This is a genomic window from Flavobacterium hiemivividum, assembly GCF_004349145.1.
In the GTDB taxonomy this organism is placed as follows: domain Bacteria; phylum Bacteroidota; class Bacteroidia; order Flavobacteriales; family Flavobacteriaceae; genus Flavobacterium; species Flavobacterium hiemivividum.
In genome coordinates, this window is record NZ_SMFO01000003.1 from 173,425 (window position 1) to 199,602 (window position 26,178).

24 protein-coding genes are annotated in these 26,178 nt (G+C 34.8%); 5 read left to right on the forward strand and 19 right to left on the reverse strand.

Going from position 1 to position 26,178, the window contains the following annotated elements; translation table 11 throughout:
• Nucleotides 1-132 precede the first annotated feature (132 nt).
• The 10 genes from E0F98_RS06745 to E0F98_RS06790 all read right to left on the reverse strand — a co-directional run bounded on the left by E0F98_RS06745 (nucleotide 133) and on the right by E0F98_RS06790 (nucleotide 10,597).
• A complete protein-coding gene (locus tag E0F98_RS06745; RefSeq protein ID WP_132109839.1) occupies nucleotides 133-1,014 on the reverse strand; it encodes an ORF6N domain-containing protein in 882 nt (293 codons plus the stop codon).
• Nucleotides 1,014-3,101, reverse strand: a complete 2,088-nt coding sequence (locus E0F98_RS06750; RefSeq protein ID WP_132109840.1) for a type IA DNA topoisomerase — start codon at nucleotides 3,099-3,101, stop codon at nucleotides 1,014-1,016. Before E0F98_RS06750 ends, E0F98_RS06745 begins: the two co-directional genes overlap by 1 nt.
• Before the next feature lie 6 nt (nucleotides 3,102-3,107).
• Nucleotides 3,108-4,565, reverse strand: a complete 1,458-nt coding sequence (locus E0F98_RS06755) for a DUF3945 domain-containing protein (protein ID WP_132109841.1) — start codon at nucleotides 4,563-4,565, stop codon at nucleotides 3,108-3,110.
• A gap of 100 nt (nucleotides 4,566-4,665) precedes the next feature.
• Complete coding sequence (locus E0F98_RS06760; protein ID WP_074590589.1) at nucleotides 4,666-4,959, reverse strand: helix-turn-helix domain-containing protein; 294 nt, start codon at nucleotides 4,957-4,959, stop codon at nucleotides 4,666-4,668.
• Between the two features lie 26 nt (nucleotides 4,960-4,985).
• The gene (locus tag E0F98_RS06765) at nucleotides 4,986-5,339 is read right to left on the reverse strand and encodes a helix-turn-helix domain-containing protein (protein ID WP_074590587.1); all 354 of its coding nucleotides are present in this window, start codon (nucleotides 5,337-5,339) and stop codon (nucleotides 4,986-4,988) included.
• Between the two features lie 245 nt (nucleotides 5,340-5,584).
• On the reverse strand, nucleotides 5,585-6,430 hold the full coding sequence (locus E0F98_RS06770) for an RteC domain-containing protein (protein ID WP_077225372.1): 846 nt from the start codon (nucleotides 6,428-6,430) through the stop codon (nucleotides 5,585-5,587).
• A 344-nt stretch (nucleotides 6,431-6,774) separates the two neighbouring features.
• Nucleotides 6,775-7,599 (reverse strand): hypothetical protein, encoded by an 825-nt coding sequence (locus E0F98_RS06775; RefSeq protein ID WP_132109842.1) that lies wholly within the window; start codon nucleotides 7,597-7,599, stop codon nucleotides 6,775-6,777.
• Nucleotides 7,600-7,608: 9 nt separating this feature from the next.
• Nucleotides 7,609-8,151 (reverse strand): type II toxin-antitoxin system antitoxin SocA domain-containing protein, encoded by a 543-nt coding sequence (locus E0F98_RS06780; RefSeq protein ID WP_132109843.1) that lies wholly within the window; start codon nucleotides 8,149-8,151, stop codon nucleotides 7,609-7,611.
• A gap of 233 nt (nucleotides 8,152-8,384) precedes the next feature.
• Nucleotides 8,385-9,407 (reverse strand): virulence RhuM family protein, encoded by a 1,023-nt coding sequence (locus tag E0F98_RS06785; RefSeq protein WP_243699204.1) that lies wholly within the window; start codon nucleotides 9,405-9,407, stop codon nucleotides 8,385-8,387.
• 191 nt (nucleotides 9,408-9,598) lie between these two features.
• Nucleotides 9,599-10,597, reverse strand: coding sequence for a GntR family transcriptional regulator (locus E0F98_RS06790; protein ID WP_132109844.1), 999 nt, complete (start codon nucleotides 10,595-10,597; stop codon nucleotides 9,599-9,601).
• 127 nt (nucleotides 10,598-10,724) lie between these two features.
• Here E0F98_RS06790 and E0F98_RS06795 point away from each other — a divergent pair, with 127 nt between their 5' ends.
• The 4 genes from E0F98_RS06795 to E0F98_RS06810 all read left to right on the forward strand — a co-directional run bounded on the left by E0F98_RS06795 (nucleotide 10,725) and on the right by E0F98_RS06810 (nucleotide 15,760).
• Nucleotides 10,725-11,750, forward strand: coding sequence for an aldose epimerase family protein (locus E0F98_RS06795; RefSeq protein WP_132109845.1), 1,026 nt, complete (start codon nucleotides 10,725-10,727; stop codon nucleotides 11,748-11,750).
• Nucleotides 11,751-11,759: 9 nt separating this feature from the next.
• The gene (gene galK, locus E0F98_RS06800; RefSeq protein ID WP_132109846.1) at nucleotides 11,760-12,929 is read left to right on the forward strand and encodes a galactokinase; all 1,170 of its coding nucleotides are present in this window, start codon (nucleotides 11,760-11,762) and stop codon (nucleotides 12,927-12,929) included.
• Nucleotide 12,930: 1 nt separating this feature from the next.
• The gene (locus tag E0F98_RS06805; RefSeq protein ID WP_132109847.1) at nucleotides 12,931-13,983 is read left to right on the forward strand and encodes a UDP-glucose--hexose-1-phosphate uridylyltransferase; all 1,053 of its coding nucleotides are present in this window, start codon (nucleotides 12,931-12,933) and stop codon (nucleotides 13,981-13,983) included.
• Nucleotides 13,984-14,095: 112 nt separating this feature from the next.
• Nucleotides 14,096-15,760, forward strand: coding sequence for a sodium/sugar symporter (locus tag E0F98_RS06810; RefSeq protein ID WP_132109848.1), 1,665 nt, complete (start codon nucleotides 14,096-14,098; stop codon nucleotides 15,758-15,760).
• Between the two features lie 121 nt (nucleotides 15,761-15,881).
• Here the strand turns inward: E0F98_RS06810 and E0F98_RS06815 are convergent, their stop codons facing one another.
• Together E0F98_RS06815 and E0F98_RS06820 are read right to left on the reverse strand one after the other, a co-directional pair.
• Nucleotides 15,882-16,868, reverse strand: coding sequence for a Gfo/Idh/MocA family protein (locus E0F98_RS06815; RefSeq protein ID WP_132109849.1), 987 nt, complete (start codon nucleotides 16,866-16,868; stop codon nucleotides 15,882-15,884).
• Between the two features lie 13 nt (nucleotides 16,869-16,881).
• Entirely contained in the window at nucleotides 16,882-17,598 is a 717-nt protein-coding gene (locus E0F98_RS06820) for a DsbA family oxidoreductase (protein ID WP_132109850.1), read from the reverse strand.
• A 490-nt stretch (nucleotides 17,599-18,088) separates the two neighbouring features.
• Here E0F98_RS06820 and E0F98_RS06825 point away from each other — a divergent pair, with 490 nt between their 5' ends.
• The gene (locus tag E0F98_RS06825) at nucleotides 18,089-18,712 is read left to right on the forward strand and encodes a hypothetical protein (protein WP_132109851.1); all 624 of its coding nucleotides are present in this window, start codon (nucleotides 18,089-18,091) and stop codon (nucleotides 18,710-18,712) included.
• Between the two features lie 191 nt (nucleotides 18,713-18,903).
• Here E0F98_RS06825 and E0F98_RS06830 read toward each other — a convergent pair whose 3' ends face one another.
• The 7 genes from E0F98_RS06830 to nuoH form a co-directional block, all read right to left on the reverse strand.
• Entirely contained in the window at nucleotides 18,904-20,274 is a 1,371-nt protein-coding gene (locus E0F98_RS06830; RefSeq protein WP_132109852.1) for an NADH-quinone oxidoreductase subunit N, read from the reverse strand.
• Nucleotides 20,275-20,287: 13 nt separating this feature from the next.
• Entirely contained in the window at nucleotides 20,288-21,730 is a 1,443-nt protein-coding gene (locus tag E0F98_RS06835; RefSeq protein ID WP_132109853.1) for a complex I subunit 4 family protein, read from the reverse strand.
• 9 nt (nucleotides 21,731-21,739) lie between these two features.
• Entirely contained in the window at nucleotides 21,740-23,623 is a 1,884-nt protein-coding gene (gene nuoL, locus E0F98_RS06840) for an NADH-quinone oxidoreductase subunit L (protein ID WP_132109854.1), read from the reverse strand.
• A gap of 6 nt (nucleotides 23,624-23,629) precedes the next feature.
• Nucleotides 23,630-23,950: an NADH-quinone oxidoreductase subunit NuoK gene (gene nuoK, locus E0F98_RS06845; RefSeq protein WP_074723985.1), complete on the reverse strand. Its 321-nt coding sequence runs from the start codon at nucleotides 23,948-23,950 to the stop codon at nucleotides 23,630-23,632.
• A gap of 1 nt (nucleotide 23,951) precedes the next feature.
• Nucleotides 23,952-24,464, reverse strand: coding sequence for an NADH-quinone oxidoreductase subunit J family protein (locus E0F98_RS06850; RefSeq protein WP_132109855.1), 513 nt, complete (start codon nucleotides 24,462-24,464; stop codon nucleotides 23,952-23,954).
• Nucleotides 24,464-25,009, reverse strand: coding sequence for a NuoI/complex I 23 kDa subunit family protein (locus E0F98_RS06855; protein WP_132109856.1), 546 nt, complete (start codon nucleotides 25,007-25,009; stop codon nucleotides 24,464-24,466). The genes E0F98_RS06850 and E0F98_RS06855 overlap by 1 nt, the downstream gene beginning before the upstream one ends.
• A gap of 115 nt (nucleotides 25,010-25,124) precedes the next feature.
• On the reverse strand, nucleotides 25,125-26,177 hold the full coding sequence (gene nuoH, locus E0F98_RS06860; RefSeq protein WP_132109857.1) for an NADH-quinone oxidoreductase subunit NuoH: 1,053 nt from the start codon (nucleotides 26,175-26,177) through the stop codon (nucleotides 25,125-25,127).
• Nucleotide 26,178: the final 1 nt, after the last annotated feature.

The following is a 26,178-nucleotide window of genomic DNA, read 5'->3' on the forward strand; positions in this document are numbered from 1 at the left end:
TAGAATTTCGCTTGATGTCTAAAATTAAAGAAGGAAGTAAAAGCCATTAAAGAAGTGGTAGGGTTTGGCTTTAGAAGGTAGGATTTGTCGTAATGGACAATAAAAAAACCTCTGAATATTCAGAGGTTCGTTCTATGGTTTTTTTAAGATTTGAAGCATCCTGCCGACCTCAATATCCATTCTCGAAAAGGCAAACCATTTTTTGCCTAGGTCTTTAAGTGATGCTCCGATATGATAAAGCTCCGTATTGTCAATAATAAAAAAACGGTCGTGAGCATCAGAAAAAATTTCGATTTCAATCGGAGGATATTGGCTGTTATATCTTTGCAAATCCAGTCTTAGCTGATTGCTTATGTTTTTGGTATAAATAGTGGTAGTTACATTATCACTGCGTTTTCCAAGTAAGGTCAGTACGGTATCATCCACATAATTATCAAGCAGGATAATGGAGGTCTTAGCATTTCGGATAATATCGGAAACAAAAGTGTAGGCATCAAAAACCTGCCCGTTGTAAAAGATGCCTTTTTCGCTGTGGAGCTTGTGACTTTCCAAAGCCTTAAAAATCTCTTCAAATTTTTGGTCGGATTGTAATTGTTTGAGTTCAATCTTATCCAAACGATGAAAAAGCGAAGCATTGCTGATGAGCATCCTACGCATTTCTACAAAAGCGTTCATAATTTCAATACTGACTTTTATGGCAATTTCTGAACGAAGTACAGCAGAAAGCATTGCAATGCCTTGCTCGGTAAAAACATAGGGCAAATAACGTCTTCCACCATAATTTAAACTTGAGGTTCCAAACTGGAACCTCAAGTTTTCAACTTCCTCTTCGGTCAGTTGAAAACAAAAAGAAGCAGGAAATCTTTCAGTATTTCTTTTTACGGCTTTGTTGAGGTTCTTTGTTTCCACCTGATAAATCCTTGCCAAGTCACTATCCAGCATAACCTGTTGACTTCTTATGGTATAAATCTGATTTTCAATTTCCTGCCGAGTAACTAGGGCTTTATTTTCCATTACTTTTTATAGTTTTTGCTTTTCTCAAACTCAAAGGAACTTTCGGCGCTATCATTCAACACGATGTAGGCATCGAATTTTTTTCCAGCTTTGCTTTTCATCCCTTTAAGCAGAGAAGTTTTGCCTTTATTGACGAGGCTTTCAATATCAGCAATGCTGATTTGTAGGCCACAAACATTGCGGAACTGTACCCAATTACAAACTTCATCAGGGCATTTAACAATCTTATCTCTAATAATCAGTTGCTGGGTTTTACATTTTGGGCAAATAAGTTGAGGCAGGTTTTCGTGGGCAATGGTAGTTTGCAACAATTCATTCGTAATAGATTTTGCATACGTTTCCATTTCCTTTTGAAATGCTTCGGCATCAGCTTCGTTATTTTCAATTTTCTGCAAAGCAAGTTCCCATTCGGCAGTCATAGCCACATCCGCAATTTTTTGGTCTTTGACTAACTCATAAACCTGCAATCCTTTTTCAGTCGGGATTAAAGATTTATTTTCTCTTTGGATATAATTTCGGGTAAACAATGTTTCAATTATTGATGCCCGTGTAGCAGGTGTGCCAATACCAATATTTTGCAAAGCTTTGCGTTCTTCTTCATTTTCTATCCCCTTTCCGGCAGTTTCCATAGCTGATAAAAGCCCAGCTTCAGTATATAATGCAGGTGGCTTGGTTTGTTTTTCCAAAACGGAGGCTTCTTTTATTTTAAGTTCATCGCCCTTTTTCAATTCGGGTAAATCCTGCAAAGGTTCGGCTTCATCATCTGCGAAACTTCCTCTTATCGAGCGCCAACCTGGTTCGGTTATCTTACAACCTTTTGCAGTAAAATCATAATGTATGGCTTGTAAAGCAATGTCGGTAATCTCTTTCGTACAAGCTTGAGAAATCGCTTCCAGCAGTCGAAAAGCAATCATATCGTAAACTGCATTTTCTTTTGCATTTAATGCCGATGGAATTTTTTCGGTAATCAATAATGCGTGATGGTCGGTTACACGCAAATCATTCACGATGCGTTTATTGAAACGTCCCCATTTTATTTTAGACAAGGCTTGTTTGCAATTTTCCCTGTCTTGTAACGCTCTTACAAGATTGGGGATTTCAGCCCACATATCTTCGGGAATATATTTGCTTCCGCTACGAGGATAAGTGATGAATTTCTTTTCGTAAAGGCTTTGGGCAATGTTCAGCGTTTCTTCGGCAGAAAGGTTTAGCTTTTTATTGGCTTCTTTTTGTAAACCTGTCAAGTCAAAAAGCAAAGGTGGTTGTTCCGTGACGTTTTTGATTTCTACGGATGTAACCGTTGCAGTATTTCCGTTTCTTTCGATAGTTCGCAATGTATCGTCTGCCAGCTTTTTATCGTCCCATTTGGTTGTGGAAAGGCTTTTAAAACCAATCATTTCTTTGTGATGCAACAATTGTATCTGATAATATTTCTTTATTGAGAATTTTTTGTTGTCGAGATAACGTTTGCAAATCAAGGAAAGCGTTGGTGTTTGCACTCTTCCGAGCGAATAAATCCCATTTCCTGCAACAATGCTCAATGCCTGCGTAGCATTAATTCCTACAAGCCAATCGGCACGGCTTCTGCCTTGTGCAGATTGGTACAATCCGTCAAATTCCTTTCCGTTTTTCAGGTTATCAAAGCCTTGTTTAATCGCCTTTTCAGTAAGTGAACTTATCCATAATCTTTGAAAAGGTTTGTTGCATTTGAGGTATTCATAAGTGTACCGAAAGATGAGTTCGCCTTCACGACCTGCATCAGTAGCTACAATTATGGTATCACATTGATTAAATACTTGCTCAATTATTTTCAATTGCTTTAATGCACCTGTATCAGCTACATAATTTTTGTCCTTTTTTACTTTACGAACGGTTAATAAAAATGGGTTGGGAAGTATCGGAAGCGAGGCTTTCTGAAAACCTGATATTCCGTAATCTTCGGGCATTCCTAATCCAATTAGGTGTCCAAATGCCCACGTAACACAATAGCCGTTGCCTGTCAGGTATCCATCCTTTTTTTTGGAAGCACCCAACAAGCTGGCTATTTCTCTTGCTACGCTTGGTTTTTCTGCAATTATTGCTTTCATAATTTACTACATTTTTCTGCCTTTAGATTTAGCTGGTGCTTGAGGTTTTTCCTGTTGCTCTTGCTGTTTTTTATCTTTTGGCGTTTGCTGTTTCGGTTGTAAAGGCTCTTTGATATTCTTTGTTGCTTCATTGGTTTTACCATCCGAATTAACCGCAGTTTGCGTTTTATGAGCTTCAGTAGGTTTCGCTTGTTCTTTGAGTTTATCGGGATTTTGAAAAGAAAAATTGGTTTTGTTGGTTTCCTTATTCAGCGTGATATAACCTTGATACGGCTTACCTTGCTTATCTGTCAAGCCACTGATGTAAACATTCTGACCATCTTTGAACTTATCATATTGCTCATTATCCAATTCCTTACCTCTAAAAATTCTCGGAACTTCCTGCGAATTATTTTGCTGGTTGTTTTGTCCGTTGCTTTGCGTTTGCTGATTGGTATTGCCTCTATCGAACAGAAATTCAACATAGCGTTTATCTGCATTGAATTGAACCGTAGCTTCAAACTCAGTTCCCTTTTTAGAAATCATTCCCTCTAAATGAAGTGGTTTGCCGTCCATTAAAGTTTGTTTTTGCTCATCATTCAGTTTTATGCCTTTTATTTCATCGGGTATTTTTATGTATTCTATTTTCAGTGCAATCAATTCATTGGTTAACCTATCCACACTAATAATTGACGGAATGGTTTCACCTGTTTTGGGATTTTTCAAATCAACCACACGTCCCATATTTCCTGCATCGAGTAAGTTTTTCTTGTCTTCATCAGTAAACTTGTGTCCAAAAAACTCAAAGTTTAAGTTCGGTTCTTTACGGATACCGTGAATGGCGACCACTACCTTACCGTCATCATTATGTTGCAAGGAAAGACGGGCATCCATTCGGGTAACGGCAGTACCGAGATTAAGGCTTACAGGTACAAGTTCATTGGTTTTAAAACCTTTCAATAAAGGTTCAAGTAGGTTCATTTTTTCAAGGCGTTCTTTGCCTAATCCAAGATTGTTCATTGTTTCCCAATCAATTTGTTCCGGCTTGTAACGGTATTCGTTATTTTCCGGTGCTTTTTGTGTTGTTTCCATATTATTTTGATTTTCTTGTTTATGTTCAGGCTCAACTTTTACTTCGTCTTTTTTCATTTGTTTTTCGCCTTTTGGAGTAGGATGATCTACCTGCTTCTGAAATTCTTTTGCTTTCTCTAAAGCTTTATCGGCAGGTACTTTGAAGAATGTAAATTTGGTAGGATCTTTCAGTTGTCTGTAAAAATTGGAAAAGAAATTAGAAATCAAATCACCCTGTTTGTCCACCCGCATAAATTCGCTTTGGTTCTTTTTTGTGGGATCAACGGTTTCCATTTTTCCGTTTTTGTCGATGCTTTTTACAGCTTGGATTTTCATTTTTTCCTTATCCAGCACCAACAAAATGTCCGATAGTTGTTCGGGTTCTTCTTGCTTATTTGTAGTTTCTTCGCTCATAATCTGAATATTTTAAGATTTCAATTCCGAAAATAAAAGAAGCATTTACTGCATTGCACTAAGTGGCATTCAAAGGCGGTATTTGTCATTCAAAGGCATTTTATTTAGGTGTCGGAGGATTAAAACTTTCTCTTATAAATTGATGAACATCCGACAATTTGTAATACAATTTTCCGCTTATGGTATAATAAGGCAGTTTCCCGTTAGAGCGGTAACGTTGCAATGAACGATTGCTGATTTTAAGCATTTGAAGCAAATCCTGATTGTCGAGCAATTCCTCGCCATCAATACTATTTCGTTTCTTTTGAAAGTCTTCGATATGATCGCCAAGCATATCAAGCCTGTCCATTAGGCGTTCCATCCACGCCAAAAATTCCATTCTGTCAATATTCATAGGATTATACTTTTAAGGGTTCGTACCTATTTTTTATCTGTCTTTAGTTTCCTGCCTTTTTCGATATAGCTTTTGCCTGTTGCTATAAGTTCCTTTACATACTCATCACTGCTTTGAACAGCATTGGCATTGAGCATATCTTTGATAGCACCAATCGTGTAGAAGTATTGTCCATAGATTTTTGAATAAGCAATCTCACCTTTGGTACGCATACGCCAAAGCGTTTTTTCGCTAATGTGCAGGTATTGACATACCTCGTGATTGTTGAGCCACAGGTCATCATAATTGGTCACTTCCAATCTTTTCAGATAATCAGCGATAGCAGTGATACGATTGTTTAGCTGATCCCACGCTTCTTCTTCAATGGTTATTATTTTCATTGCATAACTTTTAAAGTTTACTATGCAAAGTTGAAAAGAGTGGCAGAGTTTGTCTGCCAAGCCTTGCCAATTGGTTTGGCGGTTTTTTGAAAATTTTTACAATTAGGGAAAGCCTTATCAGTAAAGGATTTTAGGGGATTTTGATTGTTTAACAATAGTATTTTCCAAACTTTACCAATTGGCTGATATGGGCAAAAAAAAAGCAGTACGATGATGTACTGCTTTGAAATGATAGCTCAATTAAACTAAAGGTCTTTATCCATATATTCTTCAAGAGAAAACTTAAGCTGGTCTAAAAATGAAGTTCTGGAACCACTTCGGGTTTTCATTCTATGGAAAGCGTGATGTAGGTCGCCGAGAGGAATACGGAAAAGTATTTGAAACATCAGACTAATTTTTCGGATACCGATTTTTCCGTGAGAAATTACACCCGAAGCATAAAGGGCATATATCAATTCGATTATAGCATTTTTGCTGTCGGTCCAAAATATATCTTTGGAACTTTCCGGCTTTTGCAATATCACATCGGGATTTTCATCGGGATTAATTTTTGTTAGCAGATAGGTGTAGAGCAATTCATTGGAGATAATCCTTGCAGTTTTATAATCGAAGAAAGTCGAGAATTCCGGATCTATTTCAAATACGATGCTGTTAAGCCCATCGTGGTAGTTAATGTTTCCACGTTTGAAGTAAGTATCATCACGGTCTGTCCGTCCTGAGCGGTAATATCTGTAAAAATCCGAATTGCAGAGGTGTTCAGTGTATTCCCGTTTAAGATTTGCCAACTGTCCAGAAAAATAATTATAATACATTTTACCGTTACTAACAGGGCAAGTGGTTTCAATGCGATATATCTTATTGTAATAAATCAGCTTACCAAGTATTTGGGGTTTAATAGAACGAAAAAAACGGATTTCTTCCTCATCGTTTTTAAACCCTTCCTCAATAAGGTATTTCTTAACTGAACCTAAAAGATCCTGAAGATACAGGGTCATTTCGTAAGCCTCATCAATCAATCTTTTGCTTTGTGATAAAATCTTATCCTCCTTATTGTGAATTTCTAAAAGGATTTTGTCTAAAGAATATTTCATAGCTAATAAATTTTGTGATGCTTGCCAAATTTGAGATTTGGTTTACGTCTAATTAATTCACAAAATTTCAAACATTTAATGATAATAATTCCACAGTTTCACCCCACTGGGGAGAAATTTTTTCTACCGATGAAGGCAAAAAAACATCAAAATTTCTAAAAACTATAATAGTTAGGTCATGAAAAGGAGTTTTAAATCACATAGATTTATTATATTTGCTACTGATTTACAAAGAAATTGAGTAAAAATGAATGCAATGAGCACCATTACTAAATCGTTACCGACAACGATTTCCAACAGTGTAAACCCCTCTATTTAAGCTCCTTTTTGCTACATTAATTTTTTTAAAGAAAAAAATCAGACAAGTTATTAGAGTCATAATGGTGTTCTAAATAAATTTTCCAATCATTTAGTTTGGGAGACGAAGAATTCAAAACAGGAACATCGTGTACTGAAATTAATTTATTATCAATTAGAAAGCACTTAAGTGAAGTTCCCTGCTTTATTATTTGTGCGGTTGTATTCTGTCTAATTACCCATTTATGTTTTAAAAAGGAGATTTTTATATTTAGAGCGCTTACGTGTTTAAAAGGAAATCTAGTTGAATTAATTGATTCCTCTAATTCTAATAAATCTTTATAGTATTCAATTCTTTCATCAAAGAAGTGATCATGCCTAAATAGTTCTAATGTTTTGAAAAAATTAAAAATCTCACCTATAATTTTATCTTCAAAGTTAAGATCGTCAATTAAAGCAGTAGTATTTGGAGAAGAAGAGAATAATAAATCGTAATTTGGATAAGTCTTATGGATTGAAATTAATTTGCAAAAATTAGTATAAGTTGATATGACAAGATTTAATGCATCTATGAACTTCTGTACAGATTGAAACAAAATTGCATTTTCAATGTATTGTTCTGTAAGATTATCATATATTGAGGATGTTTTTTTTTCAATATCAATCAATATATCCTCAATGTCAGCTTTTAATTCATACTCTCCTATGAGAATTGACTCGGAAAAATAATTTATTAAATCGACTAAAGTTTCATTTATAAATAAATTTAGGTGAGTTTCGTTTATGCTGCTATCTTGATTAAAGAATTTTGTATGCCAATCAATCTCATCTATAAACCTTACTTGTACTAATTTTAAAATTTTATCAACCATTTATAAAAATTATATTTGATAAAATTTGTCTTCACTTTTTATTTCGGAGATGTCAATTTCATGACTAAAATCACCTCTTTGAAGGGCTTTTTGGTAATTTATTTTCCAAGAAAACCACTTATGACTAAGTTCAACAAGTTTAAATGCAGATAATTCAATCAATTTATTATTAATTGACTTTAAGCTTTTTATCGATTTATCAATTTTTACTATTGTTGAAGGATTTAATTTATTAATAAAATCTATGTTTTCTACAATAGTTGAATTGTTTCTTATGACAACATTTTGAAATTTACTGGATTTAATATCTTTATAAACATCACTCTCAACGTGGCCGTAAGGCATTGCTACAAAATTATTAAAAGGGCTATCTAGTAAAGTGTCAGAAGATTCTTTTACAGTATCTACAGAGGATACAAAAAAAAGTAATTTAAGGGCTTTGAGTGTGCTAATGTCATTCGTTTCAGTATTATTACATTCTTCATTATACCATTCTACAAGTTTAAATAACACGTACTCAAAGGCTTCTGTTTTTGAATCTTGTATTGCCATTTGTTTTTATTTAGGGGTGCAAAAGTATGAAATATATAGTAAATATACTTTTTATTTAATCAAAAATACAATAATTGTTTACTATTCCATGTATTAGTATGTTTAATTTTTTTTTATCAATTTTGAAGATAAAGTTTAAATTTATAATTTCTGCAGAACTATTTAGAGAGTGAGACAATAAACATGCAATTATAAAAATAAATTTTATTTAGACTAATGTATAAAAGCTTGTTCTATTTTTTTAATGATTTTTGCTCCAAACCTTTAATCTGCTTATCAAAATCAGAATTTATTTTTTGTGTTTTATTAAAACTATCATATTCAATAGAAGCTTTGTCAACGGCTTGTTGATGCGAAATTGTTCCTAAACCTTCTAAGACTTTATACTCATTAAAATTTAGAAACTTGTTTACGCTTTCTGCCAAAGCTTCCATTGTAAAGGTATTTTGGCGTTCAATAAGATTTTCGATATAATCAAAATAAGCAGATACGGTGCGTTCCAGTTGTTTGATTTCTTTTTCTTCGAGATAGTTTTTGGCTATTCCTGTGTCTAATTTTAAAATTCTTCCATCTGGTGCATTTTTGAAAGTGGTCAATCCCATTTGTGGTTTTGAACTATCGGCTTTCAAATAAATAATTTCGGCTGCTGTTTTGCCTGTAATAGCAAAATGGAATTTGTTTTGAACGGTAGCATAAAAATTTTTGGTTACGTCGGCTTGTGGGTTGTAATCAATACTGCATTCTGCAAATATATCTGTGATTTGTTGGTATATTCTACGCTCACTTGCACGGATGGAACGAACTCTATCTAATAACTCTCTGAAATAATCTTTACCAAATATGGTTGTGCCTTGTTTTAAACGCTCATCATCCATAGCAAAACCTTTGATGATGTATTCTTTAAGGGTGGTGGTTGCCCAAATACGGAACTGTGTTGCTTTGTTAGAGTTTACACGGTAGCCAACAGAAATAATTGCATCTAAATTGTAGTATTCTAAATTTCGGGTTACTTCTCTTTCGCCTTCTTTTTGAACTGTTCGGAATTTCCGAACAGTTGCTTCTTTTTCCAATTCGCCACTTTCGAAAATATTGGTAAGATGCTCACTAATAGTTGATTTGGTTACTCCAAAAACATCTGCTATTTTTTGCTGAGTAAGCCAAATAGTTTCATCTTGAATGTAAGCTTCTACTTTAATAGAGCCGTTAGGGGCAGTATATAAAATAAAATCATTGCTATTTGGTATTAATTCACTCACGATAGTATATTTTAGACATTCTTGTTTTAAGCTATTATTAAAAGTTGAAATGCTGAAGTTTTTTTAAAGTAGAGTAAAAATAGAATATTATTGTTAAATGGGAACTATAACAATTACTTTACAATGAGAAAATATGATTGAAATATTGTGAGCAGTGATTACTTATCTTAATCTTTTTTTTTAGTTCTATACTACAATGAATTACGCAATATTAGTGCGCATTTGTTTTCTATCTGCTCTTCTTTGTTTTTTAGAATCATTTGGGCTAAAATTTTTCCCATGGCATCAAAGTTTGTCGAAATAGTGGTGATCCCATTTCCAACGATTTTTTTAAGTGGAGTGTCATTGTAAGATATGATCCCGTAATCAGTACCTAATTCAAGATTTTGAAGTCTTGAAGCCTCGATTACACGCACTAGATCCCGGTCGTCTGGTATGATATAAACCTCGCCTAAGGAGATGCTTCTGTTTGTAAATTTTGTTATTACCTCATGGTCAATTGAAAATTCTTCACAATATTTTTCAAAGCCTTCTTTCATACCTACTGGCTCTCTAAAACCAGGGAAAATCATTATTAATTTCTTGTATTTGTTCAACTTAGACTTTCCTTTAACTAGAGCGTCGTAGATATCTTTGCGGTGATTTTGATACACTGCGGGATATGATTTTAGTTCTTCATTTGTTTGATCTAAAATGTAAACGTCTTCAACTGGTAGGGTTTTTATAATGGAAGCTGCCTCCGTAAGGTAGGTTGGCATTATTATGTATTTCGTGTAGTTGCCATTGTTATCGGTTATTAATTTTTTAAAAACCTTTACATTAAAATGATGGAAGAAGATATCCACCTGAACGTTGTCGCCAATATTTTCTAGAAACGAACTGTAAAGATCTTCCTTGAAACTGTTCAGTTCGTCAAAAAGTAAAAAGATTCTTTGCTTAATACTTACTTGAGTGCTTTTTATGTAATAGCCTTTTCCAAGAATGGCATAAATAATCCCTCTCTTTTTTAATTCATCATAAGCCTGTAAAACCGTATCTCGTGATAAACCAAACTCCAGACATACTTTATTGATCGAAGGTAATTTTTCGTCTTTCTTTAGATGACCATCTTTAATTGTTTTTTCAATAGAAGAGATGATCTGCTTGTATTTTGGGATTCCAACGTTATTTTTAATTAAGATAGGTTTCATATGCTTAAATTTTGCGCAATATACAAAAAACCGGTAGGTACAGGTATGTAAAAGGCAACAATTATTTTACTTTTGAACATTACTATTCAATAAGTAAAGTTCAAAAACAAAACATATATCGCATTTTATGTCTAATTCTATAATAAAATTGTTTGGTTTATTGCCTAACGAAGATGTTGTTCATTCTTGTGAATTAACGAATAAAAAGGGAATGTGTTTGTCGATAATAAACTACGGCGCTACAGTTTCCTCATTAAAAATTCCTTTAGAGAATGGTCAAATTGCAGATGTGGTTTTGGGTTTTGATACCTTAAAAGACTATGTAGGATCATTTAGCCTGCCCGGTGCACCTTATTATGGATCAACTGTAGGAAGGTTTGCTGGAAGGATTAATAAAGGTAAATTTGCATTAAACGGTAAAGAAATTCAGTTAAATATAAATAATGAGCAAAACACGCTTCATGGCGGAATCCATAATTTTAGTCAAAAAGTTTGGGAAATCGAAGAAGTAAACGAAGCTAATAATCCGTTTATAAAGCTAAAATTGTTTAGCCCAGACAATGAGGAGCATTTTCCAGGAGATTTATCAGTGGAGTTAAAATATACGTTGTCTGAAGAAAATGAGGTAATTATCGAATACAAAGCAACTGCTACTGAAGATACAATCATTAATTTAACGCATCATGGTTATTTTAATCTTGATGGTCATCAACATGCTGTATCTGAACAGGAGTTAACGGTAAATTCTCAAAAAATAGTAGAGCTCAAAGCAGATAATATCCCTACAGGAACTATCTTAGATGTGTCAAATGGCTCTTTTGATTTTAGTAGACCCAAAAAATGTCCTGTAAAAATTGATAATACTTTTGTTTTAGAATCAAAAGAAGAATTTGCAGCGACGCTTTACAGTAAAAAAAATCATTTAAAAATGTCCGTGTTTACAGATCAGCCGGGGGTTCATATTTATGTTGGTGGAGATTGTGGAAATGTTCTCAAAGGAAAAGAAAATACAAATTATCATGCGCTAAGTGGTATTTGTTTCGAAACTCAAAATTTCCCTGACGCTCCCAATCATAAGAATTTCCCAACTGCATTATTAAAAAAAGGGGAGGTTTACCAACAGAAAACGATCTACAAATTTGAAACTTTTTAAGTCTACGTAATGAATGACATTTTAATACAAAATACCACAAAATATTTTCAAGAAACCTTTGGTTCACAGCCAAGTCAAGTGGTTCTTTCTCCGGGTAGAATAAATATTATTGGAGAGCATATCGACTACAACGACGGTTTTGTGTTGCCAGCGGCAATCGATAAGATTATATGTTTTGCTTTCGAAAAAAATAATTCAAATACCTCAAAAATAGTTGCAATAGATCTTAATGATACTTTTGAAATCGATCTTTCCGCTGAAGTTCAACACGACGAAAAGGTTTGGACAAATTATATAAGAGGAGTTATTCAGCAATTAAAAAACAACGGCTTTCAGTTTGAAGGCGTGAACTGTGTTTTTAGTAGTTCCATTCCAGTAGGTTCTGGTCTGTCTTCGTCGGCAGCATTAGAGTGCGGGTTTTTATTTGGAATGAACGAACTTTTTAACTTAAATATCAAACCGGTTGATATCGCTTTAATGGGTCAAAAAGCCGAACATTGGGTAGGAATTAACTGCGGAATCATGGATCAGTTTTCGAGCGTGATGGGTTTAGAAAATAAAGTCATAAAAATTGATTGTAGAACATTAGAATACACCTATCACGACGCTAATTTTAGTGATTATTCCTTGATTTTATTTGATTCGAATGTGAAGCACTCCTTGATGACATCAGCTTATAACGAAAGACGTCAACAATGTGAGGAAGGAATTGCTATTGTGAAAAGTAATTTTCCAGCCATAAGCAGTTTTAGAGATTGTACGCCACAAAACATCTTAGACTTAAAAGACAAAATGAGTGCTGATGTCTTTAAACGTTCCCTTTATGTAGTGAAGGAAATCAATCGAGTAATTCTGGCTTGTGAGGCTTTAGATAAAGGAAATATTGAATTATTAGGTCAATTAATGTTTGAAACGCATGACGGATTATCTAAAGATTATGAAGTGAGCTGCGATGAATTAGACTTATTAGTCGATTTAGCTAAGAAAGAAGAAGCGGTTATTGGCGCTAGATTAATGGGCGGTGGTTTTGGCGGTTGCACCATAAACTTAGTAAAAAAAGGAAATGAAGAGGCAATCAAAGCAGAATTTACAAAACATTACTTTGATGCTTTTGGGATTGAATTAAAAATATATGATGTCAAAATAGGAAACGGAACATCAAATTATAAGCACAATTAAAATGAAAAATTTCGATATTAATGAAGATCCGCACAGACGCTATAATCCGTTGATCAACGAATGGGTTTTGGTTTCGCCACATCGTGCTAAAAGACCTTGGCAAGGTCAAAACGAAACGGTTTCATCAAATACATTGCCTGAATATGATACAACTTGTTATTTGTGTCCGGGGAATGTTCGCGCTAACGGAATGGAAAATCCAGCGTATGAAAACAGTTTTGTATTCGAAAATGATTTTGCTGCTTTAAAACAAGAAGAAATTGCTTTCGAAGAAAATAAAGAGGAAAGTTTTTTTAAAGCGCAACCCGAAAGAGGAATTTCTAGAGTAGTTTGCTTTTCGCCAAAGCATAACTTGACATTACCTGAAATGAGCTTGAATGCTATTGAAGATATCATAAGCACTTGGCAAAAAGAATATACTGATTTAGGTGGTGTAGATTATATTAAGCACGTTCAAATTTTCGAAAATAAAGGAAGTGTGATGGGTTGTAGTAATCCGCATCCTCACGGGCAAATATGGGCTCAATCTTCTTTACCTACAGAAGTGGAAAAGACTCAAAATAATTTGAAAACTTATTTTGACAAACACGGAAGTAATCTTTTACTAGATTATTTGCAGGAAGAGTTAAAACTGAAAGAGCGTATTGTTGTAGAAAATGATCATTTTGTGGCTTTAGTACCTTTTTGGGCAATTTGGCCATTCGAAACTATGATTATTGGAAAACGCCACCTCACTAAAATAACTGATTTTACTCCAGCGGAGAGCACTGCTTTTGCTACTATTTTGAAACAACTGACCATAAAATATGATAATCTTTTTGAGACTTCGTTTCCTTATTCGTCAGGAATCCATCAAGCACCTACTGATGGAGAAGCGCATCCAGAATGGCAGTTTCACATGCATTTTTACCCACCATTGTTGCGTTCAGCTACCGTGAAAAAATTTATGGTAGGTTATGAAATGATGGGAGAATCGCAAAGAGATATTACTCCTGAGAAAAGTGCAGAGATGTTGAGAAATTTATCGGATGTCCATTACAAACAAAAGGCTTAAGCTGGAAGGGTAGTAAGGGCGATTGGTTTTTATTAGTTAGCGAATGTCGAAAATAAGTATATTAGAGCCTTAAAATTAAAATAGAATTTTATAATTAGAAACAGTAAATAGTATGGCAACAGAATTTGGGTTTATTGATTACTTGGTTTTCAGTGCTTATGCAGTGTTAATCTTAGGAGTTGGATTATGGGTGTCTCGTGAAAAAGACGGACAGCAGAAGAATGCAGAGGATTATTTCCTTGCCAGTAAATCATTACCATGGTGGGCAATTGGTTCTTCATTAATTGCTGCTAATATTTCGGCTGAGCAATTCATCGGAATGTCTGGTTCTGGTTTTGCTTTGGGTTTAGCGATTGCCTCTTATGAATGGATGGCTGCTTTTACTCTTATAATAGTAGGAAAATACTTTTTACCTATTTTTATCGAAAAAGGGATTTATACGATTCCTGAATTTGTTGAAAAGCGATTTTCAACTAACCTAAAAACAATTTTAGCCGTTTTCTGGATTGCATTATATGTTTTTGTTAATCTTACTACGGTTTTATATCTAGGAGGTTTAGCAATTGAAACAATTTTAGGAGTGGACATGATGTATGCCATTATAGGATTGGCGCTTTTTTCGGCTGCCTATTCTTTGTACGGCGGACTTTCGGCTGTGGCTTGGACAGACGTAATACAAGTTGTTTTTCTTGTTCTTGGTGGACTGGTAACAACCTATTTAGCTTTGAATACTGTTTCTAACGGAGCGGGAATGTGGCAAGGTTTAACGACAATTTACGAGGCTGCTCCAGATCGTTTTGTAATGATCTTAGATGAAGCAAATCCAGAATACATGAATCTTCCTGGAATTGGGGTGTTAGTAGGTGGGCTTTGGATAGCAAATATCTATTATTGGGGTTTCAACCAATATATCATTCAAAGAACTTTGGCTGCAAAATCATTGCGTGAAGCTCAAAAAGGAATTTTATTGGCTGGATTTTTAAAATTAATTATTCCATTTATTGTTGTGGTTCCTGGAATTGCAGCCTATGTAATTGTAAATGATCCAGTAATTATGGCTCGATTAGGAGCTTCTGCAATGGAGAACTTACCTGGTGTAGGTACTGCAGATAGAGCATATCCTTGGTTGTTACATTTCTTACCAGCGGGTCTTAAAGGTTTAGCCTTTGCTGCTTTGGCCGCCGCAATTGTATCCTCGTTGGCTTCAATGTTGAACTCGACATCTACTATTTTCACGATGGATATTTACAAGCAATATATTAACAAAGAGGCTAACGATAGAACAACCGTTAATGTAGGTCGTCTTTCTGCAGGTGTTGCATTAGTGATTGCCGTGATAATGGCGCCGCTTTTGGGAGGGATTGATCAAGCATTCCAATTTATACAAGAATATACTGGGATCGTGAGTCCAGGTATTTTGGCTGTTTTTATCCTAGGATTGTTCTGGAAGAAAACAACAAACAAAGCAGCAATATGGGGAGCTTTGCTTTCTATTCCTATTGCAATGTTCTTTAAAGTGGGACCAAAATCTTGGGCAGAAGGAAGCGGAATGGAATCATTCTTTCCAACGTTACCTTGGATGGACCAAATGGGTTATACAGCGGTTATAACGATGATTTTAATTGTGATAATCAGTTTAACTCAGAATAAAGGAAATGATGATGCTAAAGGAATTCCATTAACTAAAGAATTATTTAAAACGAGTCCGCTATTTAATGTGGGAGCCTTTGCAATTATGATTATTTTAGTGGTGTTGTACGCAATCTTCTGGAAATAAAAAGAAGTTAATGTTGTGTTGATTCGAAAGATTTATTTCGAATAAAAGAGCATTAGAAATATCGGTTTTAGTAAAAAAAAAGAACAGCTCAATTATTTTGAGCTGTTCTTTTTTTTGCTAGTTATTTGGTAATTCTATCCATTATCCAGCTGGTGTGAGTAGCTGATTTTCCGGTGGAAGGATGCGTGCTATTACCTAATAAATGTTCTCGAATTGCTTGCGCATGATAGTACTGAATGTTTTCTGGATGTTCAATAAAGAGTTGGGTATCTCCTTCTTCATTTGAAAGGATTATTGGCTCCTCGCCAAAAACTGAAAACTCGATTTTTCCTTTACTTCCGTAAATGGTTACCTTGTCTTCTCGTGCTTGGCACCCAAAGTTCCAAGTTCCGGTTCCCGTAACTCCTGATTCGTGAAACCATGAAGCAGCCGTAGCGTCATTTGAAGTATATAAACCCTGCTGGTTAAGGCTTATTCCAGTAGCGTCTTTAATATCCCCTAAAAGATGACTGAATAAATCTAATCCATGACTCGCTAAATCATCAAAGTAACCCGCAGCTGCAATTTTAGTGTCTGTTCGCCAGTTGTATTCCCCTAATAAATCCTGTTCAGAAGTAGGTTTGCTAAGATGCCAATTGATATGTCTTAGTTCACCGATGCTAGCTGTTTCAAGCCAAGTTTTAATTTGGTTAAAACGGGGCAATGAACGACGGTAATAAGCGACAAAGAGCGGGATGCTCTTTTTGTTAAAAGCTTCGTATATAGCAAGACATTCCTCATGGCTTGGAGCCAATGGTTTTTCGATACAGCATATTTTTCCTGCTTCGGCTACTTTTAATCCGTATAATTTATGAGTATCTGGAGGCGTAGCAATATATATTGCATCAATTTCTGGGTCGTTGATTAGTTCATCAGCATCAGTATAATATTTTTTTATTCCGTGTCTTTGAGCGTAGTCGGCTGCTTTATCACCATCTCTTCTCATGACCGCTACTACTTCAAATCCATCTGTTTTTTGGTAGGCAGGACCGCTTTTTTTCTCGGTGACCGCACCGCAACCTAAAATTCCCCAGCGAACAGTAGCTATTCCTTTATTTACATTAGACATTGTATTTCTTTTTTTAGTCGCAACCGTCTATACCACAGCTGCCTTCAGTTGAAGAATTCAAGATAGTAATTTTTGAATCGAAATCGCCTTCTTCCCAAACTTTTTCTAAAGTCTTTACAAATGTTTCCTGATGTTGTGCGCCAGAAACCGCATATTTATTGTCGAAAACGAAAAAAGGTACTCCTTGAACTCCAATGTTTCGTGCCATTTCAATGTCTTGTTTTACATCATTTGCGTAGGCATCAGAATTTAAGACATTGTCAATTTCTTTCGAATCAAGTCCTACTTGGATTCCTAATTCGTTTAAAGTGGTGAGATCGTTAATGTTCTTACCGTCTGTCAAATACGCTTTGAATAGTAATTCTTCTAATTCATTTGCCTTATGGTATTTTTTGGCTAAATGTAATAATCGGTGAGCGTTGAAAGAATTCGCCATTACGGCTTTTTCAAAATGAAAGTCCAATCCTGAATTTTTAGCATTTTGAGTCATGCTGTCCATCATTTCTTGAGCCCATTCTTTGTCTTTTTGGTATTTTTCGGCTAGATGTTCGGCCATATTATCGTCTTCTGATGCCACAAAACTGGCATCTAACTGGAAGCTTTTCCATTCGATTTCTACACTCGCTCCATTTGGAAATTCAGCTAATGCACCTTCAATTCTTCTTTTTCCTATATAGCAGTAAGGACACATAATGTCCGACCAGATTTGTATTTTAAGTTTATTTTCCATTTCGAAATTGTTTTCTAATTCATTGTTTGTATATACAAATTTAGTAAAATGCTTTTGTAATATTGATTCCTTTAGGGATTTATTGGGAAATCGATAGGGTGTCGTTTACCTAAAAGCTGGAACAGTCCTTGGCGATTTAGCGTTCTGAAAAGAAATTTAACGTTTTGTTTTGTGATATAATTAGTTTTTGTATTGACGATAATAAGCAGTCTTTTTATTAAGAAATTCGAAAAATAGTTAGTTTATAACAGTGCTATGTGCTCAAAATAAAGTTAAGTTTCGTTTATAAATAAATTTTATTTTCGATTTATTGCTTTTGTTAGCGTGTTGTAAATGAGTGTAGTAATGGTAAAATGCTTACTTTACTTGTAAAGAGCCAACTTCGTGATTCAAGTTTTTGGCACGCTACTTGAATATGCCATTTCAAATAACAATGAAATAGCGGAAGCCGAAAAGCTCATGAGTAGGCAAAATACAAAATATAAATACCATGAAAAAAATTACCCTTTTAGTAGCTAGTATCCTCTTAATGGGAGGTGGTGTAGCCAATGCAGCAGAGAACAGCAAATTCCCTCAGGAGAGGAGAGTAGCTGTTGATTTTAGACATGCCGATCCGATTGTTTTTACGGAGGGCGGAATTGAGTTCTACATTTTTGCCGATGGACAATTTGATTTTAATGCGCGTACTTATGGTCGTGATAAAGCTTATAAGGCAAATAAAAGAGGGAACGGTCATAGAAATTATGGTGCAGCTTCTACTTATCGAGAAAATGGGCACGGCTTAAAAGTGCAGTACGATAGAAGAGGGAATGTAACTCGTGTTGGAAATGTTTCGGTTTACTTCGATTCTAACGATAGAGTTAGACGAGTAGGTGCTGTACAAATGACATACAATCGTTTTGCTTTAGAACGCGTAGGTGGTTTAGAGATTATTTATAACCGTCGTGGTCAGATTGTGGATATGGTTGGTAGAGTTAATGATCGTAGAGGTTATGTGTACAACCAACAGAATGATTATGATGACCGTGACTATAGAGCGTATGACTCAAGAGTTGTAAAGCAAGATAATAGAGTAGCGGCGTCTGTCGATGTAAGAATTGTTAAGAGGAATTAGTTTGTTATAAGTTGATAGGTGAAAGATCCCGCTGGTATTCGTATCGGCGGGATTTTTATTTGCTATTGTTATAGTTTTCTTTGTAAGTTTAGTTTGTGACAAAAGATTTAGCAGCTTATACTTTGATATATTTTAAACAAAAAAACCATTCGTGGTGACGAATGGTTTTCTAGAAAGTTTAAATAGAAATTTTATGCTAGTAAATCCAATACAAATGATGGGAATAAACCTAGTGCAATATTCAATACAATTGCGATTACGGCAACAGCATAAATAGTTACAGGAGTTCCTGTTCTTTCTTCATTAGGCTCCTTAGTGTACATCGCCAGGATGATTTTAAAGTAGTATCCAACGCTTATAATCGAATTGATAACTGCTACTATTACTAAAGCAACAAAGCCCGCTTGTAGCATGTTGTTGAATAAAAATAATTTGGCAAAGAAACCTGCGAAAATTGGAATACCCGCCATAGACAGTAAAGAGGCTGTTAAAATAGCGGCTAATAATGGATTAGTTTTTCCTAATCCGTGGAAATTAACCATATCCTCATTTTCGTTGTTTTTACAAACATAGATAATTACACTAAAAGCTGCGATACCTGCTAATGCATAAGCTGAAGTATAATATAATAATGTTCCCGCTGTATTTGCTGTACTTAGTAAAGTCATTATCATAAAACCGGCATGAGATATCCCTGAATATGCCAAAATTCGTTTTACATTTACTTGACGCAATGCCATTATATTTCCTACAGTCATCGAAGCCATAGAAATGATTACGAGTACAATTTGGAATGAAGGCGAAATATCTGCATTCATGATGGTAAGTAATTTAAATAAGGTAGCGATTGCAACTACTTTGGCCAATGTGCTCATTAAAGCAGTAGTTAAAGTAGGTGATCCTTCATAAACGTCAGGAGCCCAGAAATGGAATGGAACTGCAGCTATCTTGAAAAACATTCCAATTGTTACTAATACAATCCCAATTGGAAACCAAACTGGTAATTCAGCTGATTGTGATAATTCGCTGATTTCGATAACATCAAAACTTCCCATAGCTCCGTAGATCAAACAGATTCCGAATAGAATGATTCCTGAAGCAAAAGATCCCATTAAGAAATACTTTAAACCCGCTTCGTTACTTTTTGTACTCAATCTATTGCTTGCCGCCAAGACGTAAAGAGCAATAGACAATACTTCGATTCCTAAAAAGAACATTGCTAAGTTTCCAAAAGAAACCATGGCAACAGTTCCCGCCAGTAAAAATATTTTTATGGCAATAAAATCGGAGATTTTGCTTTGTTGATGCTCATAGAATTTATGGCTTAATGCCACTAAGAATATGGTTAAGATTATAAATAACCCACTAAATGCAGTAGAAAATTTACTCACAATAATCATATTGTTGTAGTAGGCAGCAGGTGAATTGAATTCAGAGATGTTAAGACCTAGTACGGCCAGTAACCCAATAATTGTTATTGGAATGATGGCTTTTCTTAATTCGAAAATTTCAAATAAAAGGCATAAAACACCTAATCCTATTATAGCTATTAATGTATTCATTTTTTTTATTTGACTAGTTAATTCTATTAATATGAGTTAAAATATTTTCCAAACTTGGCGTTATTAAGTCTGTGATTGGTTTTGGATACATTCCAAAAAAGAATAAAACCGCTAGGATAATTACTAACGCTAATCCTTCTTGAAAAGTAACATCTACAAATGCTTTTGTATTCGTTTCTCCAAGCATAACTTGCTGGTACATTTTCAACATGTAGTAAGCTCCTAATATGATCGTTGTTCCTCCTAATAAGGCAAACCAGATATTAATTTGCGAAAGACCGTACAATACTGTGAACTCTCCAACGAAGTTGAAGGTAGTAGGTAAGGAAACAGATGCTAATACTAAAAGCAAGAACATCGAAGCGAATTTTGGTGATTGAGAACGAATTCCGCCCATGTCAGCAATAGTTCTGGTTTCGTATCTTCTAAAAATAATTTCAGAGATGAAGAATAATCCAACTACCACAAAACCGTGAGCGATCATTTGTAATACTGCACCACGTAATCCGTCAATTGTAAGTGAATAAGTTCCAGCTGCAATTAATCCAACGTGGGCTAATGATGAGTAAGCTAGTAATTTTTTTAAGTCTTTTTGGCGTAAAGCCACAATCGAACCGTAGATTACTCCGGCAATTCCTAAGCTGATGAAGATGTATTTGTATTCTTCAGCGGCAAGTGGAGCAAGAGGAAGTTGCCAGCGTATAATGCTGTATAATCCCATTTTTAGCATAATTCCTGATAGCAACATCGTTCCTACTGTAGGTGCTTTTTGGTAAACATTTGCTTGCCAAGTGTGGAATGGGATTAAAGGAATTTTAATAGCGTAGGCTAAGAAAAACGCTAAGAATATCCATAACTGTTCAGTTACTGATAAATTTAAGTTGTATAAATCTTCTAATAAAAAGCTTCCGGCTTGCTGATATAAATAAACAAAACCAACTAGCATAAATAAAGATCCAGCTAAAGTATAAATGAAGAATTTTACCATTGCTTTTTTACGTTCTTCAGCATCACCATTACCCCAAATTAAAGCAATGAAGTAAATAGGGATTAATGCTAATTCCCAGAAGATATAGTATAAAAGACCATCTGAAGCTAAGAATGTTCCTGCCATAGCAAAAACCATAAAAAGAATCAGCGAGTAAAAGGCTTTTGCATTCTTATATACATTTCCAAAAGAAGAAAATATAATGATTGGTGCTAATGCCAGTGTCAATAGAATCATTGCAATTGATAATCCATCTGCTTGTAGAGCAAATGAAATATTCGGTTGGTTGATCCATTGGCTGATAAAACTAATGTTTTCTCCAGCGTTGAAATTATTTAACAATACGATTGCACATCCTAAAGACGAAAGGCTAAAGAACAGTGCTACTTTTGAAGCCAGTTTGTCACCAGCCAGGTACGTTGCAAAGGCTCCAACAAAAAGTATAATTAACAGTATAGATACATTCATAGTATAAAATTATTGAACTAAAAATAAATAGGTTACAATGGCGCACATGCCGATAACAAAAGCAAAAAGGTAAAAACCGATACTTCCGCTTTGTAATTTTTTTCCTTGAAATCCTATTTCGTTGGTTACTTTCGCTAATCCAAAAACCATCGAAGTTAAAGTAGTCTCCACGTAGTCTCTAAAGAATCTTGATAAGCCATTGATTGATTTCACGAATAAAAAGTCATAGATTTCATCTACATAATATTTATCGTATAACACTTTTGTAAAACCTGTAATCTCTGCATCTTCTGCAGGAACTTGACTTTGCTTGATGTATTTTGCATAAGCAATACCTATTCCAACTAATCCACCGATAACGGCAATAAACATCAGTGCATATTCAGTTGTTCCAAAATGGTGTTGCTCTGTCGCTACTTTTGTAAATAATGGTGACAGATAATTGTTCAACCAGCTATTCGTTGGTAAACTAATCAATCCACCTAAGGTTGCTAAAATTGCTAAAACAATTAAAGGAAACGTGATTAAAGTAGGGCTTTCATGTAAGTGGCTTTTTTGTTCTGCAGTACCTCTAAATTCTTTGAAGAAAGTAAGGTATAACAATCTAAACATATAGAAAGCCGTCATTAACGATGCTAAGGAAGCAATGAACCAAAGTATTTTGTTGTGCTCAAAAGCTACTAATAGAATTTCATCTTTCGAGAAAAATCCTGAAAAAGGAGGGATTCCTGAAATAGCTAATGAAGAGATTAAGAAAGTAACAAATGTGATTGTCATTACTTTTTTCAATCCACCCATTTTGCGCATGTCTTGTTCTCCATGTAAAGCATGAATAACAGATCCAGATCCTAAGAACAAACAAGCCTTAAAGAAAGCGTGTGTTATTACGTGGAAAACGGCTACTTCATAAGCACCAAGACCTAAAGCCAAGAACATCAATCCTAATTGAGAAACGGTAGAGTAGGCCAGTACTTTTTTAATATCTGTTTGAACTAAAGCAATTGTCGCTGCTACAAGAGCTGTAACGGCTCCTACAATAGCAATTATGTTTTGGACATCTGGAGCTAAATCAAACACGTAGTTCAATCTAGTAATCATAAAGATACCTGCAGTTACCATTGTTGCAGCATGTATTAATGCTGAAACTGGTGTTGGTCCTGCCATCGCATCTGGCAACCAAGTGTACAATGGAATTTGTGCTGATTTTCCACAAGCTCCAATGAAGAGAGCAAAAGCGGCAACAGAAATCCAATACATGTTTAAATCGCTTGCGCCAGTAATAGCTGTTTTTAAAGTGGCATAATCTAAAGTTGAGAATAATGAACCGATGATGAAGATTCCAATTAATAAACCTAAATCTCCAATTCTGTTCATGATGAATGCTTTCTTAGCTGCATCATTGAATTCTTGGTTTTTATGCCAAAATCCGATAAGAAGATAAGAACAAAGACCTACACCTTCCCAACCAATGAACAACACTAATAAGTTACTTCCTATTACAAGAGTAATCATGAAGAAGATAAATAGATTCAAATAAGCAAAGTACTTGTGCATGTTCTCGTCATCATGCATGTAGCTGATAGAGTACATGTGAATAAGTGCACCAATTCCAGTCACAAAAAGCAACCAAAGAACGGATAGTTGGTCTAAAAGAAAACCAAAATCTACTTTGAAGTTACTAATTTGGATCCAATCAAACAATTGAATTTGGATGGCTTGTTGCGTTTGATTTATTTCGAGAAAAAAGTAAACAGATACTGCAAATGAAAGCGCAACTGCTCGCGTTCCAATTGTTCCAGAAGCTGTTTTGCCAACACTTTTTCCGAAGAAAACATTAAATAAAAACCCTAAAAAAGGAGCTAATAATAAGAGTAAAGCTAAATTCGTATTCATTATAATTTATCCTTTTAAGTTTTTTAAATTATTGATGTCAATTGAGCCTAAATTTCTAAATATGGAAACTAGAATTGCTAAACCTACAGCAACTTCGGCAGCAGCTACAGCCATAGAGAAAAAGACAAAAATTTGTCCTTGTGCATCTTGGTGATAAGTAGAAAATGCAACAAACAAAAGATTGACTGCATTCAGCATAATTTCGATAGACATAAATACGATAATTGCATTTCGTCTGTATAAAACTCCAAAAACCCCAATACAAAAAAGTATCGTAGAAAGGAAAATGTAGTTTTCGATGCCTATTTCATTTAAAATATTGTTCATGTTATTTCTCTGTTTTTTCTTTTTTAGACAATAAAACCGATCCAATCATTGCTACTAAAAGTAAGATAGAGGCAAATTCAAACGGCACCATATATTCATTCAATAGAACTAGACCTAACACCTTTATAGATTGATAATCTGCTCCAGTACTAATGTATTCACCAACGATAGGTTTTGAATTTATAAAAATGGCAATTAAAACCAAACTTATTAAACAAAAAGAAACAATAGCACCTAGTCTAGTAATTCTAGGTTTGTGAACTTCATTTTCTTTATTTAAATTCATCAACATGATGGTGAATAAAAATAAAATCATAATCGCACCTGAGTACACAATGATGTGCATAATGGCCAGAAATTGAGAGTTCAACAATAAATAATGTCCTGCAATTGAGAAAAAAGAAATTACAAGATATAAAGCACTGTGAATTGGGTTTCTGCTATAGATGGTTAAGAAGGCCGTAGCTATAGTTACAGCTGACAAAACGCAAAATATAATAAGGATAGTCGACATTAGTTAGCGTTTTTAAGTTGTGTATTTTTCATTGCAATATCTAAAGGCATAACTAATCTATCTTTGCCATAAATAAAATCTTCTCTGTCATAGCTTGATTCAACTAGTGTTTTAGAAGTAGTCAAATAGATAGCGTCTTTTGGACAAGCTTCTTCACACAAACCACAAAAGATACAACGCAACATATTGATTTCATAAATCGAAGCGTATTTCTCTTCTCTGTATAAATGTTTTTCGTCAGCTTTGCGTTCCTCGGCTTTCATTGTTATCGCTTCTGCAGGACATGATAAAGCACATAATCCACAAGCAGTACAGTTTTCACGTCCTTGCTCATCACGTTTCAATTGGTGTTGACCACGGTAAACGGGACTCATTTCACGTACCTGTTCAGGATATTTAATGGTAACTTTTCTTGTAAACAAATGCTTAATCGTGATTATCATTCCTTTGATAATCGCAAGTAGATACATTTTTTCCAAAAAAGTCATCTCTTTGTTAGAGACTACTTTTTTTCTTCCAGATAAGGATATGGTTTCTATTGACATTTTTTTGTTTTATTAGTAGCTTATTCCTGCTATTCTCTTCAATCTTTCAACCTGAACAAAGTTCAGGATGAAAGGATTTTCGTTTCTATCAGGGCTAGGCCTTTTTTACTCCTATTTAAAATCCTAAATAAATTGCTATTTCTGCTCTCAACATTACAATTCCTGTAATGATAATATTAAGGATTGATAATGGTATTAATATTCTCCATCCAAGGTGCATCAATTGATCGTATCTAAATCTTGGGATAGTCCATCTTACCCACATGTAAAGGAAAATGAAACCACAAATTTTGATAAATAATGCTATAATTCCAATTACGTTAGCCAAGTTTACACCCCAGTTTTCTACTGCCCAGCTCATTCCTGGATAATTATATCCGCCAAAGAATAAAACAGCAAGAATTGTAGAGGAGATAAACATATTTGCATATTCAGCAAATAAGTAGAATCCCATTTTCATAGAAGAATATTCTGTGTGGTATCCACCAACTAATTCCGTTTCACATTCCGCTAAATCAAATGGCGTTCTATTCGTTTCGGCAAAAGCACAAATTAAGAAAATGAAGAAGGACAATGGTTGGTAAAAAACATTCCAGTTCATACCAGCTTGCTGCATTGAGATTTCTCTCAAGCTCAAAGTTCCAGTCATCATCAATAATGCGATTAAGGAAAGTCCCATTGCAACCTCATAAGAGATCATTTGAGAAGCCGCACGAACCGCTCCAATCAATGAGAATTTATTATTAGAAGCCCATCCACCTATCATGATTCCGTAAACACCAATAGACATTACACCTATAAGATATAACAAAGCCACATCAATGTCAGTTGCCTGTAAGATAATATCTCTCCCAAAAAGGTGGAATTTATCACCCCAAGGGATAACGGCACTAGTCATTAAGGCTGTTGTCATAGCAAGAGCAGGTCCTGCAAAAAACAAAAAGCGGTTTGGCGTATCAGGCTCAAATTCTTCTTTCGAAAATAATTTTAATCCATCAGCAAGTGGTTGTAATATACCACCTTTTCCAGCTCTGTTTGGACCAATACGATCTTGAAGCCAAGCGGCTACTTTTCTTTCAGCTAACGTGGAATACATCGCCATAAGCATGGTGATTGCAAACACAACTAAAATAATAACGCTTTTTTCTATTATTATACTACTATCCATT